11 protein-coding genes are annotated in these 15,034 nt (G+C 65.6%); 7 read left to right on the top strand and 4 right to left on the bottom strand.

The genetic code is table 11. The annotated features are described in order from the left end of the window. Positions 1-25 precede the first annotated feature (25 nt). Complete coding sequence (locus LB535_RS05870) at positions 26-1,408, bottom strand: sodium:proton antiporter (RefSeq protein ID WP_224631511.1); 1,383 nt, start codon at positions 1,406-1,408, stop codon at positions 26-28. 328 nt (positions 1,409-1,736) lie between these two features. Further along, positions 1,737-2,351: a bifunctional nicotinamidase/pyrazinamidase gene (pncA, locus tag LB535_RS05865; RefSeq protein ID WP_224631510.1), complete on the bottom strand. Its 615-nt coding sequence runs from the start codon at positions 2,349-2,351 to the stop codon at positions 1,737-1,739. A 303-nt stretch (positions 2,352-2,654) separates the two neighbouring features. Between pncA and LB535_RS05860 the strand changes: the two genes are divergently transcribed. From LB535_RS05860 to LB535_RS05835, 6 genes are all read left to right on the top strand, one after another. Next, positions 2,655-3,512: an FAD binding domain-containing protein gene (locus LB535_RS05860; protein WP_224631509.1), complete on the top strand. Its 858-nt coding sequence runs from the start codon at positions 2,655-2,657 to the stop codon at positions 3,510-3,512. 62 nt (positions 3,513-3,574) lie between these two features. Then, a complete protein-coding gene (locus LB535_RS05855) occupies positions 3,575-6,322 on the top strand; it encodes a molybdopterin-dependent oxidoreductase (RefSeq protein ID WP_224631677.1) in 2,748 nt (915 codons plus the stop codon). Then, on the top strand, positions 6,319-7,860 hold the full coding sequence (locus LB535_RS05850) for a 6-hydroxynicotinate reductase (RefSeq protein WP_224631508.1): 1,542 nt from the start codon (positions 6,319-6,321) through the stop codon (positions 7,858-7,860). The genes LB535_RS05855 and LB535_RS05850 overlap by 4 nt, the downstream gene beginning before the upstream one ends. Then, entirely contained in the window at positions 7,860-8,744 is an 885-nt protein-coding gene (locus LB535_RS05845) for a UPF0280 family protein (RefSeq protein ID WP_224631507.1), read from the top strand. The genes LB535_RS05850 and LB535_RS05845 overlap by 1 nt, the downstream gene beginning before the upstream one ends. Continuing rightward, entirely contained in the window at positions 8,737-9,321 is a 585-nt protein-coding gene (locus LB535_RS05840; protein ID WP_224604446.1) for an amino acid synthesis family protein, read from the top strand. Before LB535_RS05845 ends, LB535_RS05840 begins: the two co-directional genes overlap by 8 nt. Then, positions 9,318-9,779, top strand: a complete 462-nt coding sequence (locus LB535_RS05835) for a MarR family winged helix-turn-helix transcriptional regulator (RefSeq protein ID WP_224631676.1) — start codon at positions 9,318-9,320, stop codon at positions 9,777-9,779. Before LB535_RS05840 ends, LB535_RS05835 begins: the two co-directional genes overlap by 4 nt. Before the next feature lie 238 nt (positions 9,780-10,017). Here the strand turns inward: LB535_RS05835 and LB535_RS05830 are convergent, their stop codons facing one another. Together LB535_RS05830 and LB535_RS05825 are read right to left on the bottom strand one after the other, a co-directional pair. Further along, the gene (locus LB535_RS05830; protein ID WP_224631506.1) at positions 10,018-11,706 is read right to left on the bottom strand and encodes a hydantoinase B/oxoprolinase family protein; all 1,689 of its coding nucleotides are present in this window, start codon (positions 11,704-11,706) and stop codon (positions 10,018-10,020) included. A gap of 1 nt (position 11,707) precedes the next feature. Further along, a complete protein-coding gene (locus LB535_RS05825) occupies positions 11,708-13,780 on the bottom strand; it encodes a hydantoinase/oxoprolinase family protein (RefSeq protein WP_224631505.1) in 2,073 nt (690 codons plus the stop codon). Positions 13,781-14,002: 222 nt separating this feature from the next. Between LB535_RS05825 and LB535_RS05820 the strand changes: the two genes are divergently transcribed. Beyond that, positions 14,003-14,830, top strand: a complete 828-nt coding sequence (locus LB535_RS05820) for a ferredoxin--NADP reductase (RefSeq protein WP_224629680.1) — start codon at positions 14,003-14,005, stop codon at positions 14,828-14,830. Positions 14,831-15,034: the final 204 nt, after the last annotated feature.

Here is a 15,034-nt window from a genome sequence, read left to right as displayed (position 1 = left end):
GGCGGTGGAAATTGAGTAGCTCAGCTCATCGAAAAAACATTAACCCGGCGATCAAAAACGTCGGGATCAGCACCAGCCCCGACCACGCCATATAGCCGAAGAAGCCGGGCATCTTGAAGCCGCGATGCCGGGCGATGGCGAAAACCATGAAGTTCGGCGCATTGCCGATATAGGTGTTGGCTCCCATGAACACGGCGCCCGCCGAGATCGCGGCCAATGTCGAGGCGGCCTCGGTCATCAAGTGGTGCGCATCGCCGCCGGCAAGCTCGAAGAACACCAGATAAGTCGGCGCATTGTCGAGGAACGACGACAACGCCCCGGTCAGCCAGAAATAGGCGAGATTGTTCGGCTGGCCGTCGGCGGATGTGACCAGGGCCACCAGCGGCGCCAGCGCGCCGTCATGGCCGGCCCGCAGGATAGCGATCACCGGCACGATGCAGGTAAAGATGCCGGCAAAGAGCTTCGCCACCTCGGCGATCGGCTCCCAGGTGAAGCCGTTCGCCTCGCGGTGGCTCTTGTACGACACCTTGAGGGACAGCAAGGCGAGCGCCAGGATGATGGCGTCGCGCACCAGGTTCTGCAGCTCGAGGCCGACGCCGAGGATCGGGATGCTGACGCCCGGCTTCCAGCTCGCCGAAAGCAGGATCGCGCCGATCACGCCGGCAAGCAGCGGCAGGTTGGCGAGGCCGCGCAGGCGCACCTTCGTGTCCGGCGTAGGATCCTTGATCTTCGGCATGCCGCCCTCGCGGCGATGCAGCATGATGTCGAGCGCCAGGAAGACGGTGAGCACCAGGCCGCCGCTGAACAGCGTCTCGCGCCACAGGTTCGCGGTCGTCCAGAAGAAATCGACGCCGCGCAGGAAGCCGACGAACAGAGGCGGATCGCCAAGCGGCGTCAGCGAGCCGCCGATGTTGGAGACCAGGAAAATGAAGAAGATCACCACATGGGCGTTGAACGGCCGGTTGTCGTTGGCGCGCAGCATCGGCCGGATCAGGATCATCGAGGCGCCGGTGGTGCCGATCACCGAGGCAAGCAGCGCACCGATGAGCAGCAGGCCGGCATTGACGAGCGGCGTGCCGTGGATGTTGCCGGCAAGCAGGATGCCGCCCGAGATGGTGTAGAGCGCGAACAGGAGGATGATGAAGGACAGATATTCGGTAAGCAGCGTGTGCAGCACCGCTTCGCCTGCCGCGGGAAGCCCGAAGGCGATCGTCAGCGGCACCACCGCCAGCATGGCCCAGGCAGCGGCGATCTTGCCGTAATGATGCTCCCACGCATGCGGGAAAAGCAGCGGTCCGGTCGCGATCGACAAGAGCAGGCCGGCAAAAGGCAATCCCCACCACAGCGGCATCGCGGCGCCCGGCAGCCTGTGGATTTCGGCGGCGAAAGCCTTGACCGGAAGCAGCATCGCGATGGCGAGCGCGATGAATGCGAAAAGCTCCTTCCTTCGGCCGCGGCGCGCCCTCCCCTTCTCCCCTTGTGGGAGAAGGTGGATCGGCGCGTAGCGCCGAGACGGATGAGGGGTGTTCCAGCGGAGTGAGGCGCTGGCGTTCCCTGGAACACCCCTCATCCGTCGCCTTCGGCGACACCACCCGGCCCTTCGCTGGCTCAGGGCGTTCGAAGTTCGAAAAGCCAAGCGATTGGCTTTTCGTCCGCTACGCGGACCTCTTCTCACCCCACAAGGGGAGAAGGGGGAGCCCGCAATCCGGGTGAGCGGGACCTTCCCCACGATCCGGTCAGTCCGCCGAATGGTCTTCGAGCGTCACGCCGGCGTCGCGCATCCGCTTCAGCATCGCCTCGACCGAGCCGTTGAGGTCGATGCCGCGGCAGGCGTCGAGCCGCACGGTCGTCCTGAAACCCTGCTTCACCGCGTCGAGCGCAGAGAAGGCGACGCAGAAATCGGTGGCGAGGCCGACCAGGGTGATCGTGTCGATGCCGCGTTCCTTCAGATAGCCTCCGAGGCCGGTCGGCGTCTTATGGTCGTTCTCGAAGAAGGCGGAATAAGAATCGATCGCCGTGCGGAACCCCTTGCGGATCACCAGTTCCGCCTTGGTCCAGGCCAGTCCCGAATGGAAATCGGAGCCGAGGCTTCCCTGGATGCAGTGATCGGGCCACAGCGTCTGCGGCCCATATGGCATCTCGATGCCCTCGAAAGGCTGCTTGCCCGGATGGCTGGAGGCAAAGCTCGAATGCCCGGCCGGGTGCCAGTCCTGGGTCAGGATCACGTGCTCCGTTCGCCGGATCAGGTCGTTGACCAAAGGCACGATCTCGTCGCCGCCGGCAACCGCCAGCGCGCCGCCGGGGCAAAAATCGTTCTGCACGTCGATGACGATGAGCGCTTCTTCGGCCATGCGGTCCCTTTCGTTTCGGCCCTCTCGTCTGGCTTGGGGCACCTGTCCAAAAGCCGCTGACGCGACCGGACACGGAACCTTGACCAGATGGCCGGCGGCGTCAACCTCCGGCGCCATAACAATCGCGTTCAGCTCTTCGCGGCGCCAACTCCGGCTTTGACAATTCCGGCCGGCCTGATATCATTTGCATACGAATGAATTTGACCGGTCCGGAGACCGGCAAGAAGACCTGAAGCGGCACTTCGGGAGGCCTGGGGAAGGCCTAAAGGTCTGGGAAGGCCCTAATTGTCTGGAAGGCAGAGCGTGATCCGTTACGCAAAACCCACCACGGTCGACGAAACGCTCGCTTTGCTTGGCGAGGACCGCTGGCGCATTCTCGCCGGCGGCACGGATTTCTATCCGGCGCAGGGCGCGAAACCCTTCCGCGACAACGTCCTCGACATCAACGGTCTCGCCGAACTGTGCGGCGTCGCCGAAACGGACGGGCATTGGCGCGTCGGCGCGCGCACGACCTGGACCGACATCGTGCGCCACCCGTTGCCGGCCGCGTTCGATGCGTTGAAATCGGCCGCGCGCGAGGTCGGTTCGGTCCAAATCCAGAATGTCGCCTCGGTGGCCGGCAATCTCTGCAATGCCTCGCCGGCAGCGGATGGCGTGCCGGCGCTTTTGGCCCTCGATGCCGATGTCGAATTGCGCTCGGCGAAAACCATCCGCCATCTGGCCCTCGGCGACTTCATCCTCGGCAATCGCCGCACCGCGCTGCAGCCGGGCGAGATGGTCACCGCCATCCGCGTGCCGAAGCGTTCCGCTGCCGGCAGCTCGGCCTTCGTCAAGCTCGGCGCCCGGCGCTATCTCGTCATCTCGATCGCCATGGCGGCGGCGCGGCTGGTGGTCGAGAATGGTGTCGTCGCCGATGCGGCGATCGCTGTCGGCGCCTGCTCGGCAGTCGCCCGCCGTCTCGCCGGTGTCGAGACGGCGTTGCGCGGGCAGCCAGTTACTTCTGCCCTTGCGGATGCGGTGCTGTCGGCGCCGATCGACGAATTGTCGCCGATCGCCGACGTGCGTGGCAGCGCGGAATACCGACAGGATGCCGCGCGCGAGATAGTAGCCCGCGCGGTGCGCGCTGCGATCGATCATGGCGAAGGCAAGGTGGCCGCATGAGCATGACCCAGTCCGGCGCTGCCAAATCCGGCATGGCCCAATCCACCATGGCCCGGTCCGGCATGGAGCGCTCCCAGATCGCCTTCGACGTCAACGGCGCTGCCGTCAGCGTGTCGGTGCCGCCGGTCAGGCGTCTGTCGCAGGTGTTGCGCGACGAGTTGCGGCTGACCGGCACCAAGGTCGGCTGCGATGCCGGCGACTGCGGCGCCTGCACGGTGCTGGTCGACGGCAATCCGGTCTGCGCCTGCCTGATGGCGGTGGCCTCCGTGGCCGGCGCCTCCGTCACCACTGTCGAGGGCCTCGCCGATGGCCGGCTGTCCGCCTTGCAGGCCTCCTTCCTCGAACATGGTGCCGCGCAATGCGGCATCTGCACGCCCGGCCTGCTTGTGGCGGCCACCGCGCTGCTGGACCGCAATCCTACGCCGAGTGAGGCCGAGACGCAGGACGCGCTGGGCGGCGTCCTTTGCCGCTGCACCGGCTACAGGAAAATCGTCGCGGCGGTGATGCAGGCCTCGCAGCACATGAACAGCGTGGATCTTCGCCTGCCGGAAGCCGGCCATGCCGTCGGTGCCTCGCCGATCCGGCTCGACGGCGTGCCGAAAGTCACCGGCGACGAAAAATTCGGCGGCGATTCCTTCCCGTCCGACGCACTGGCGGTGCTGGTGGTGCGCTCGCCGCATTATCATGCCCGCTTCAGCTTCGGCGATATCGATGCCTGGACCAAGGCGCATCCTGGCCTCACCGGCGCCTTCACCGCCGCCGACATTCCGGGAAAGAATTGCTTCGGCGTCATCGGCCCCTTCGCCGACCAGCCGGCGCTGGCCGATGGTTTTGCGCGCCTGCGCGGCGAGGCCGTGGCCCTGGTGGCTGGCGAGCGCGAGGCGATCCTCGACCTCGACCTGACGGACTTTCCCATCGCCTGGACCGAGCTGCCGCATATGCTGCAGCCGCGCGATGCGAAAGCTGACGGCGCGGCACTGATCCATCCGCACCGACCTGCAAACCTGCTCACCTCCGGCTATGTCGAGCGCGGCGATCCCGATGGCGCGCTCGCCGGCGCAGCGGTCACTGTCTCCGGCGCCATCGAGACCTCCTTTGTGGAGCACGCCTATATCGAGCCGGAAGCCGGCTATGCTTATATGGACGGCGACACGCTGGTCGTCGTCGCCTGCACCCAGGCGCCCTACATGGACCGCGACGACACGGCCAAGGTGCTGGGCCTTGCCTTAGACAAGGTGCGCATCGTGCCGACCGCGACAGGCGGCGGCTTCGGCTCGAAGCTCGATGTCTCGCTGCAGCCTCTCATCGGCCTTGTGGCGATGAAAACGGGTCGGCCGGCAGCACTTGCCTACACCCGCAACGAATCGATGATGTCGACAACCAAGCGCCATCCGGCCGAGATGAAGGCGACCATCGGCGCCGATGCCGAAGGCCGTGTCATAGGCATGGTCTTCGAGGGCGATTTCAACACCGGCGCCTATGCCAGCTGGGGCCCGACGGTCGCCAATCGCGTGCCGGTGCATGCCTCCGGCCCTTACCTCACGCCGAACTACCGGGCTACGGGCTACGCCATCCACACCAATGGCCCGATCGCCGGCGCCTTCCGCGGCTTCGGTGTGCCGCAAGCTACCATCATGCAGGAGACGCTCTATGACGAGCTCGCCGCAAAGCTCGGCATGGATCGTCTCGATTTCCGGCTTAAAAACTGCCTTCGTAACGGACACGAAACGGTCACCGGCCAACGCCTGGAATCAGGTGTCGGTATCGGCGAGTGCCTGGAACAGCTCAAGCCGCACTGGGCGCGTGCGCTGGCGGACGCGGAGGTGTTCAACGTAACCCATACGGCAAGCAAGCGCGGCGTCGGCATCGCCTCCTGCTGGTATGGCTGCGGCAACACCTCGTTGCCCAATCCTTCGACCATCAAGGTCGGCATCTCGGCCTCCGGCGACGTCGTCCTGCACCAGGGCGCGGTCGACATCGGCCAGGGCTCCAACACAGTGATCGCCCAGATCTGCGCCGACGCGCTCGGCCTGCCGCTGGCCAGTTTCTCGCTGAAGAGCGCCGACACCGCCATCACGCCCGATGCCGGCAAAACATCCGCCTCGCGCCAGACTTTTGTCACCGGCAAGGCCGCCGAGAAGGCCGGAAGGGCGTTGCGCGAGAAGATCCTGCGCTTTGCCAATGTCTCGGAACAAGCGACGATCGCGCTCGACGGCACCAGCATCTCCATCCGCGAAGGCGATGCCGCGCGGCGCATCGATCTTTCGGCGCTGAAGGCCGATGCCGACGGCTTCGTTTTCGCTGCGGAAGAAACCTACGACCCGCCGACGCTGCCGCTCGATGCCAAGGGCCAGGGCAAGCCTTACGCGGTCTACGGCTATGGCGCGCAGATCGCCGAGCTCGAGGTCGATCTCAAGCTTGGCACCGTGAAGCTGATCAAGATCACCGCGGCGCATGATGTCGGCAAGGCGATCAATCCGGTCCTGGTCGAAGGCCAGATCGAAGGCGGCATCGCGCAAGGCATCGGCATGGCGCTGATGGAGGAATATATCCCCGGCCGCACCGAAAACCTGCACGACTACCTCATCCCTACCATCGGCGACGTGCCGCCCATCGAACATATATTGGTCGAGGTTCCGGATCCGGAAGGACCGTTCGGCGCCAAGGGTCTGGGCGAGCATGTGCTGATCCCGACGGCGCCGGCGATCCTCAATGCCGTTCGCCATGCCACAGGCGTCCTGGTCACCAAGGTGCCGGCGACGCCGAGCCGAATCCTGGCGGCGATCCGAGAGAAGGAGGCGCGCCGATGAGCGAGCTTGCCGAACGTTTCGAAACCCACGATCCCGGCGAGAAGCAGGTAGCGGAAAAGATCCGCTGCGATGCCTGCCCGGTCATGTGCTACATCGCCGACGGCCGCACCGGCGCCTGCGACCGCTACGGCAATGTCGGCGGCCGCATCGTGCGCATGGATCCGCTGACCATCCTCGACCACGCGGCCGAGACGGGCGGCGCGGTCGTGCCTTTCGTCGCCGAGGGCGAAGCCTGGAACGGCGAGCTGGTCAACACCGGGCGCCGCTTCGTCACCGCGATCGGCGCCGGCACCACCTATCCGGACTACAAGCCCGCGCCTTTCATCGTCAGCCAGGAAGTCGAAGGCGTCGATCTCGTCACCGTCGTCACCGAAGGCATCTTCTCCTATTGCGGCGTCAAGGTGAAGATCGACACCGACCGCCACATCGGTGACGAGACGGCGACCGTGCGCTCTGAAGGCGAGGCGATCGGTCATGTCACGACCGGCGAATACGGCTCGCAGATGCTGTCGCTCGGCGGCGTCCATCACCTCACCGGCGGCTCGAAGGCAGAAGGACGCGCCACCTGCGACGCGCTGCTCAATCTGTGCAACCGCAACCCGGTCGAGCTCACCATCGACGGCGGCGCGACGGTCATCGTCGAAGCCGGCAAGGCGCCGGTTATCGACGGCAAGGTCGAGCACCGCATGCGCGTCGGCTGCGGCTCGGCGACCATCGGCATGTTCGCCACGCAATGGCGCGGCCTCGTTGACGAGGTGGTGGTGGTCGACGACCACATCACCGGCGTCGTCTCCGAGCATCAGGCCGGCAAGGTGCTGGGCTGGGAGGATACGGGGATAAAGATCATCGGCCGCCGCTCGACCCCCGGCCGCTATTTCAAGGTGTCCGAGCCCGGCCTCGGCTGGGGCGGCACCACGATTTCCGATCCGCTGTCGATCCTCGGCGACTGGAACGCCAAGAAGGGCGCGCGTCCCGGCCTGTCGCTGCTGATGGTCTCGACCACCGGCGAGCAGTTCGCCTATTACGAGCTCGACGACCAGCTGAAGCCGGTCCAGAAGCCATTTCCCGAGCGGCTGCAAAAGTCCGTCGGCCTGATCGAGGACAATTGCGAGCCGGCGCTGTGCACGGTTCTGTTCATCGGCGGCGCCGGCGGCTCGCTGCGTGCCGGCGTCACCGAAAACCCGGTCAACCTCACCCGCTCGGTGCAAGGGCTGAAGACCTATGTGACCGTGGGCGGCGCGCCGGTCTATGTCTGGCCGGGCGGCGGCATCACGCTGATGGTCGACGTCACCCGCGTGCCGGAAGGCGCCTTCGGCTATGTGCCGACGCCGGCGCTGGTGGCGCCGATCGAGTTCACCATGCGCCGCGACGACTATGTCCGGCTCGGCGGCTATGAGAACGAGATCCGCAGCATCGAGGACATCCTCGCCAAGGGCGGCGAATATCTCAATCCGCGCCGCGGCACGGGCGCGCCGGCCGATAACCCCTGGCCGCCGTTGGCGCAACTGCGCCGCGCCGTGGCGAATGGGGCCGGCTGATGAACGGCCCGCAGGCGCATTGGCTTGCCGACGGCAGGCGGCTCCATCTCAACCATGGGCCGATCGATCTGATCGTCGAGGCCTTTGGCGAAGCGGAGGAATGCCGCGCCGCGTACGAACAGGCGGTCGCGCGCTTTCAGACGATCCTGATCGAGGTGGTCGAGGAGCTGCCCGAATTGCGCCTGCCGGCCTTCTTCCTGGCGCCGCGCGATTTCGCCGGCCCGACAGCGCGCCGCATGGAGGCGGCCGTCATGCCGTTGGCGGAATGCTTTATCACGCCGATGGCCGCCGTTGCCGGTTCGGTAGCCGACGAAATTCTCAGCGCAATGCTCGCCGGCCGCCGGCTCGACCGCGCTTACGTCAACAATGGCGGCGACTGCGCTCTCCATCTTGGCATCGGCCAGACGATGACGGTGGCGATCGCCGGCACCGGGCACGGCCTGGCCGACCGCGTCGCCATTCGAGCCGAAGACGGCGTGCGCGGCGTCGCCACGAGCGGCTGGCGCGGCCGGTCGTTTTCGCTGGGCATAGCCGATGCCGTCACGGTGCTGGCGCCGACCGGCGCCGAGGCCGACGCGGCGGCAACGCTGATTGCCAACGCCGTCGATCTGCCCGGACATCCCGCCATTGCACGCGCCGCCGCGCGCGATCTGGCGCCAGACAGCGATCTCGGTGAGATGCTGGTGACGCAAAGCGTCGGCCCGCTTGACGCCGCCGAAATTGCGCGCGCGCTAGACAACGGCCTTGCCGTCGCCGAAGATTTTCGCCGGCGCGGCCTGGTCGCCGCCTCGGCGCTGTTTCTGGCGGGCGAGGCCCGCATCAGTGGCTCGGTGACGCTCGCTGCGCCCAACAAGCATGCACAGGAGGAATTTGCCCATGCCTGACTTTCCGATCCGCAAGGTCGCGGTCTTGACCGAGGAGATTTTTCACGACGGCGGCCCCGTCGCGAAAGAACCCCGCCTGCGCGCGGCGGCTCTCGCCGTGGTCAAGAACCCCTTCGCCGGCCGTTATGTCGAGGACCTGCAGGGCGCGATGGAGGACCTGAAGCCTTTGGGGCTTCTGCTCTCGGACAGGCTGATCGCGGCGCTCGGCGGCGACGTGAAGAAGATCGACGGCTACGGCAAGGGCGCCATCGTCGGCACGGCAGGGGAACTGGAGCACGGCGCGCTGTGGCATGTGCCGGGCGGCTACGCCATGCGCGAGCGCCTCGGCGACGCCAAGGCGATCGTGCCCTCGGCCAAGAAGGTCGGCGCCTTCGGCGCGCGGCTCGATGTGCCGCTCGGCCATATCAACGCCGCCTATGTGCGCAGTCATTTCGACGCCATGGAGGTCGGCATCAGCGACGGCCCGCGTCCGGACGAGATCTTGTTCTGCCTCGCCATGACCTGCGGCCCGCGTGTCCACAACCGCATGGGCGGCCTGGCTGCCGAGGACATTAAGGCATGGGACGGCCTGAGATGAGCGCCGAGGACAATCTGCTGCGGCTGGTCGAGGCCGAAGACGACGACGAGAACAACTACCACCTGCAGGACCAGGTCGGCTTCATCCTGCGCAAGGCGCACCAGCGCCATGTTTCGATCTTCGCTTCGCATATCGGCGACCTGACGCCGCCGCAATTTGCCGCTTTGGCCAAGCTTTACGATATCGGCGAAACCTCGCAGAACCAATTGGGAACGCTGATAGCCATGGACGCCGCGACCGTGAAGGGTGTCATCGACCGGCTGAAGGCGCGCGGCCTGGTCGAGGTTTCCAAGCACGAGGTCGACAAAAGGCGGTTGCTGGTCAATCTGACGCCGGAAGGCCGCGAGGCGATCGAGCGGCTGATCCCGCTCGCCCGCGCCATCACCGAGGAGACGTTGGCGCCGCTGACTGCCAAGGAAACCGCGACGTTCCTGCGGCTGCTTGCGAAGCTGGCGTGAAGGGTTGCTTTCGAGAGGATCTTTAGGCGCTGGAGGGACAGCACCCCCTCTGGCCTGCCGGCCATCTCCCCCGGGGGAGATTAGCAGCTTCTCACCCGGTGCCTTCCCTAAGGCGCTGGCGATTGGCGAAAGTGCCGGTGACATCGATCTCCCCCCTTGCGGGGGAGATGCCCGGCAGGGCAGAGGGGGGTTGGCGGGAACTCGACCTGAGCGTTTGGCTAACGCCACGCCCGTCCGCCTACACGTCCACCCCGAACATCTCCCTGGCCTGCTCAGCCGTATAGTACCCGAGCCTGACATCCTCGGCGACCTGCTTCGGGTCGCGCTCGCGCGGATCGCCGTAACCGCCGCCGCCGGGCGTGCCGACACGCACGCGGTCGCCGGCCTTGAGCGCGATGTCCTGTTCCTTGGAAAGATGCGGCGGCACATGCGCTTCGCCGCCCCGGAACACGGTGACGCTGTTCGGCGCGCCGTCCCTGCCGCCGAGCGCGCCTTGCGGCCCGAAGCGGCCGTGATCCATGACGAATGATGCGCGCGCTTCACCGCGCAATAGCTCGACTTCATAGGCGAGCCCGAAGCCGCCACGATGTTTTCCCGCGCCGCCGGAGCCTTCGCGCAGCGCGTAATGCCGGTAGAGCACCGGAAACGCCTGCTCCATGATCTCGACCGGCGGCGATTTCGAAATGCCGATGGTCGAGCAGCCATTGCTCAACCCGTCATGGCCGGCATTGCCGCCATAACCGCCGCCCGAGATCTGGTACATGACATAGTCGCGCCCGCGCGCCGGATCGTTGCCGCCGAGCGCGAAATTGCCGCTGGAGCCGGCGGGCGCCGCCGTCACCTTTTCCGGCAGCGCCTGCACCATCGCGGCGAATACGGCTTCGGCGATGCGCTGCGAAACCTCCGCCGCGCAGCCCGAGACCGGGCGCGGATATTTGGCGTCGAGGAACGTGCCTTCCGGCCGCTTGACGTTTAGCGGTTCGAAGGCGCCGGCGCTGATCGGCACTTCTGGAAAAATATGCCGCATGGCCAGATAGACCGACGACAAGGTCGTCGCCAGCACGCTGTTCATCGGTCCGGCGCAGGGTTTCGATGAGCCGGCAAAGTCGAAGGTCAGCGTGTCGCCTTGCTTCTCGACGGCGAGATTGATGGTCAGCGGCTCGTTTACCACCCCGTCGGAATCGACGAAGGCCTGCGAGCGGTAGACGCCGTCCGGGATCATGGCGATCGAGGCGCGCATCTGCTCTGCGGCGCGGCGGCGCAGTTCCGCGATGGCCTCAACGACGGTTTCGTCCCCGTAACGATCCAGTATCTCGTTGAGCCTGTCCTGGCCGATCAGCAGCGCGGCGGCCTGCGCCCGGATGTCGCCGATGCGTTGGTCGGCGACCCGGATGTTGGAACAGATGATGGCGTAGATCTCCGGATCGAGCATGCCCTTCTTGAACAGCTTTATCGGTGGAAGACGCAAGCCCTCTTGCTCGACCGCGGTGGCGGAGGCTGAGAAGCCGCCCGGCACCGAACCGCCTATATCCGGCCAGTGGCCGGTGTTGGAAAGCCAGCAGAAGATCTGGCCGCAGCGATAGACCGGCATGACGAAGCGCACATCCATCAGATGTGTGCCGCCGAGATAGGGGTCGTTGACGATGTAGATGTCGCCGGGCTCCGGCGCCAGGCAACGGCCGTCGGCGATCATCTCGATGACGGTCTTGGTCGAGTATTGCATGACGCCGACGAAGACCGGCAGGCCCTGGCTGCCTTGCGCGATCAGCGAGCCGTCGACGGCCGAATAGATGCCGTCCGAACGGTCATTGGCTTCCGCGATGACCGGCGAGAAGGCCGCGCGCGAGAAGGTCAGGTCCATCTCGTCGCAGACCTGCTGCAGCGCCGCCTGCAGCACCGAAAGCGTGATCGTGTCGAGCTTTGCCATCTCAGGTCTCGCCGATGTCGATGATGATGTTGCCGTCCGCATCCGAGCGCGCCCGGTCGCCGGGTTCGAGCACGGTCGTCGCATCCATCTGTTCCAGGATCGCCGGACCCTCGATTGTGGCGTCGAGCGGCAGCTTTTCGCGCGCATAGACCGGCGTGTCATGCCAGCGCCCGTTGTACCAGACCGGCCGGATTTCGCGCCGCGCCTCTGTTAGCATTGCCGCGCGTCCCGCCGGGTCGATCAGCCGCGACAGGTCGATCTGCGGCCGCACGCCGGTGACCGAGGTGTTGAGGTTGACGAGGTTGGCGCGGATTTCCGGCAGCTCGACCTTGAAGCGGGCGAAATATGCCTTCTCGAACAATTGCTGCAGTGTTTCTCGTGAAACCGACGAGGAGGGCAGCGGCACGTTGATAATGTGCGTCTGGCCGACGAACTGCATGTCGGCCGAATGCGTGACGCGGATTTCGTCCGGCTTCACCGCTTCCTTGGCGATCAGCGCTTCGCCCTCGTTACGGTGCCGTTCCAATACCTCGCGAAGCGCGGTTTCGTCGAGGCCGCCGACGGGCTGATTGATTGTGTTGACAAAATCGTGCCGCAGATCGGCCACAACGCAGCCGAGCGCGTTGGTGATGCCCGGGCGCGCCGGTACGAGCACTCTCGGCAGGCCGAGCTCGCGTGCGAGCGCCGTGGCGTGCAGCGGTCCGGCGCCGCCGAAGGCGAACAGCGCGAAATCGCGCGGATCGTGGCCGCGCGAGACCGAGACCATGCGGATGGCGCCCGCCATCTTCATGTTGCCGAGCCTCAAGACGGCACCCGCCGCTTCGACACCGGAGAGGCCTGTGCGCTTGCCGATCTTCTCCTCGAAAATCCCGGTGACGCGCTCGACCGTGACCGGATTGTCGACGGCGAGCAATTTCTTCGGCGCCAGGCGGCCGAGCACCAGATTGGCGTCGGTGATGGTCGGCTCGATGCCGCCGCGCCCGTAGCAGATCGGGCCGGGATTTGCGCCGGCGCTTTCCGGGCCGATCTGGATCAGCCCGGCCGCATCGACGCGCGCGATCGAGCCGCCGCCGGCGCCCACCGTGTGCACCGCCACCATCGGCACATGGATCGGCATCGCATATTCGATCTCGATCTCGTTGGAGACGGCGGGTTCGGCGTTGCGGATCAGCGCCACGTCGGTCGAGGTGCCGCCCATGTCGTAGGTGACGAGATTGCCGAAGCCGGCGCGTTTTCCCGTATAGGCGGCGGCGATCACCCCCGACGCCGGGCCGGACATCACGGTCTTTGCCGATTCCTGCGTGACGAAGCGGGCCGAGATCATGCCGCCATTGCCGTTCATGATCAGGAAGTCGCGCGCATAACCTTTCGCGGCAAGCTCCTTGCGCAGCCGCTCGACATAGCGCTCCAGGATCGGCTGCACCGAGGCGTTGACCGCTGCGGTGACGCCGCGCTCGAACTCGCGCGCTTCCGAAAGCAGCGCATGGCCGGTGGTGATGTGGCTGTTCGGCCAGAGCTCCGCCGCGATCTCTGCCGCGCGCCGCTCATGCGACGGGTTGGCGTAGGAGTGCAGGAAATGGATGACCAGCGACTCGCAGCCGGCGTCGAGCAGCGCCTTCACCGCATCGCGCATCTCGGCTTCGTCGAGTTGAATGCGCACGGCGCCCGACGCCTCGACCCGCTCCGATACTTCAAGCCGAAGGTCGCGGGGAATGACGGGGACAAAAGTGCCCGTCATCCCATAGGCCTGCGGCCTTGTGCGGCGCCCAAGCTCGATCACGTCGCGAAAGCCTCGGGTGGTGATCATGCCGGTCCGCGCCAGGCGACGTTCCAGCACGGCGTTGGTCGTGGTCGTCGTGCCATGCACGATGAGGTCGATGCCGTCGATCGGAAAACCGGTGGCGCCAAGTGCCGCGACGACGCCGAAGGCCTGGTTTTCCACCGTGGTAGGTGTCTTTGCGATATGGACCTTGCCGCCCGCCTTGCCGTCGATCAAAAGCAGATCGGTGAAGGTTCCGCCGACATCGATGCCAGCCACGACGTTTCCCGCCGACGCCGAAAATTTCTCATTCATTGCCGAAACCCGAAATGCCAGGACTACGGATATGCTTCGGTTTGGAAAGGCGTTTTACGCCGCCATCTTGACCTGAAGATCATTTGTATACTAATAAATTATCGACACAAGAGCTTACCGCTTGACAGTGTGCAGGAAGCACGCAGGAACCTGACCGTTCGGGCGCGCAGGAGAAAGTTTGGCGCCCAGTGCGTTTCATCTGGGCCGGAAAGTTGGGTTGGAATGAACACGACATCCGCGTTGAACGTCGCCGGCGCAAAGCCGCTGCAGTTCCCGATCCCGGCCAATGTCTATGCCGAGACCGTGGTGTCGGTGAAGCATTATACCGACCGGTTGTTCTCCTTCCGCATCACCCGGCCGCAGTCGCTGCGCTTCCGCTCCGGCGAGTTCGTCATGATCGGCCTGCCCAATGCCGAGAAGCCGATCTTCCGCGCCTATTCGGTCGCGAGCCCCGCCTGGGACGACGAGCTTGAATTCTTCTCGATCAAGGTGCCTGACGGTCCGCTGACCTCCGAGCTGCAGAAGATCGAGGTCGGCGACACCGTCATCATGCGCCAGAAGTCGACCGGCACGCTGGTGCTCGACGCACTGACGCCCGCCAAGCGCGTGATCATGATCTCGACCGGCACCGGCATCGCGCCCTTCGCCAGCCTGCTGCGAGACCCCGATACCTACGAGAAGTTCGACGAGGTCATTCTCACCCACACCTGCCGCGACAATGCCGAGCTCACCTATGGCCAGGAGCTGGTGGCGGCGCTCGAAAGCGATCCGCTGATCGGCGAGCTGACCGGCGGCCGCGTCACGCTCTACAATTCGACGACCCGCGAGGAATCGGCGCGCATGGGCCGCATCACCGCGCTGATCGGCTCGGGCAAGTTCTATTCCGACCTCGGCATCGACAAGCTCAACCCAGAGACCGACCGCATCATGATCTGCGGCTCGATGCATATGCTGAAGGACGTCAAGGAGCTTGCTGAGAGCCTCGGCTTCCAGGAAGGTTCCTTGAGTCATCCGGCCAGCTTCGTCGTCGAGCGCGCCTTCGTCGGCTGAGACATATCGCGGTCCGCCTGCTCTGTTGGAGGCGTCTGAGATTAGCGACGGCATTCGCGCTTCGTCATTCTAGGGCGGAGCAAGGAGCGGAGCGACGCGCGCAGACCCTAGAATCCGTGCCTTACGCTAAGGCGTTGCGGCGGTTACAGAATTCTGCGCCGTTGCACTCTGCGGCAGAGGTCACGGCATGGATACTCGGGTCAA

This window comes from Mesorhizobium sp. CA10, assembly GCF_020165285.1.
Taxonomy (GTDB): Bacteria; Pseudomonadota; Alphaproteobacteria; order Rhizobiales; family Rhizobiaceae; genus Mesorhizobium.
This window is presented reverse-complemented; position numbering and strand designations above follow the sequence as displayed.

Bases quoted from the DNA above. Each gene is read 5' to 3' on its own strand.
- LB535_RS05870 (WP_224631511.1), bottom strand. From the start codon at position 1,408: ATGCTGCTTCCGGTCAAGGCTTTCGCCGCCGAAATCCACAGGCTGCCG.
- pncA (WP_224631510.1), bottom strand. From the start codon at position 2,351: ATGGCCGAAGAAGCGCTCATCGTCATCGACGTGCAGAACGATTTTTGC.
- LB535_RS05855 (WP_224631677.1), top strand. From the start codon at position 3,575: ATGGAGCGCTCCCAGATCGCCTTCGACGTCAACGGCGCTGCCGTCAGC.
- LB535_RS05850 (WP_224631508.1), top strand. From the start codon at position 6,319: ATGAGCGAGCTTGCCGAACGTTTCGAAACCCACGATCCCGGCGAGAAG.
- LB535_RS05845 (WP_224631507.1), top strand. From the start codon at position 7,860: ATGAACGGCCCGCAGGCGCATTGGCTTGCCGACGGCAGGCGGCTCCAT.
- LB535_RS05840 (WP_224604446.1), top strand. From the start codon at position 8,737: ATGCCTGACTTTCCGATCCGCAAGGTCGCGGTCTTGACCGAGGAGATT.
- LB535_RS05835 (WP_224631676.1), top strand. From the start codon at position 9,318: ATGAGCGCCGAGGACAATCTGCTGCGGCTGGTCGAGGCCGAAGACGAC.
- LB535_RS05830 (WP_224631506.1), bottom strand. From the start codon at position 11,706: ATGGCAAAGCTCGACACGATCACGCTTTCGGTGCTGCAGGCGGCGCTG.
- LB535_RS05825 (WP_224631505.1), bottom strand. From the start codon at position 13,780: ATGAATGAGAAATTTTCGGCGTCGGCGGGAAACGTCGTGGCTGGCATC.
- LB535_RS05820 (WP_224629680.1), top strand. From the start codon at position 14,003: ATGAACACGACATCCGCGTTGAACGTCGCCGGCGCAAAGCCGCTGCAG.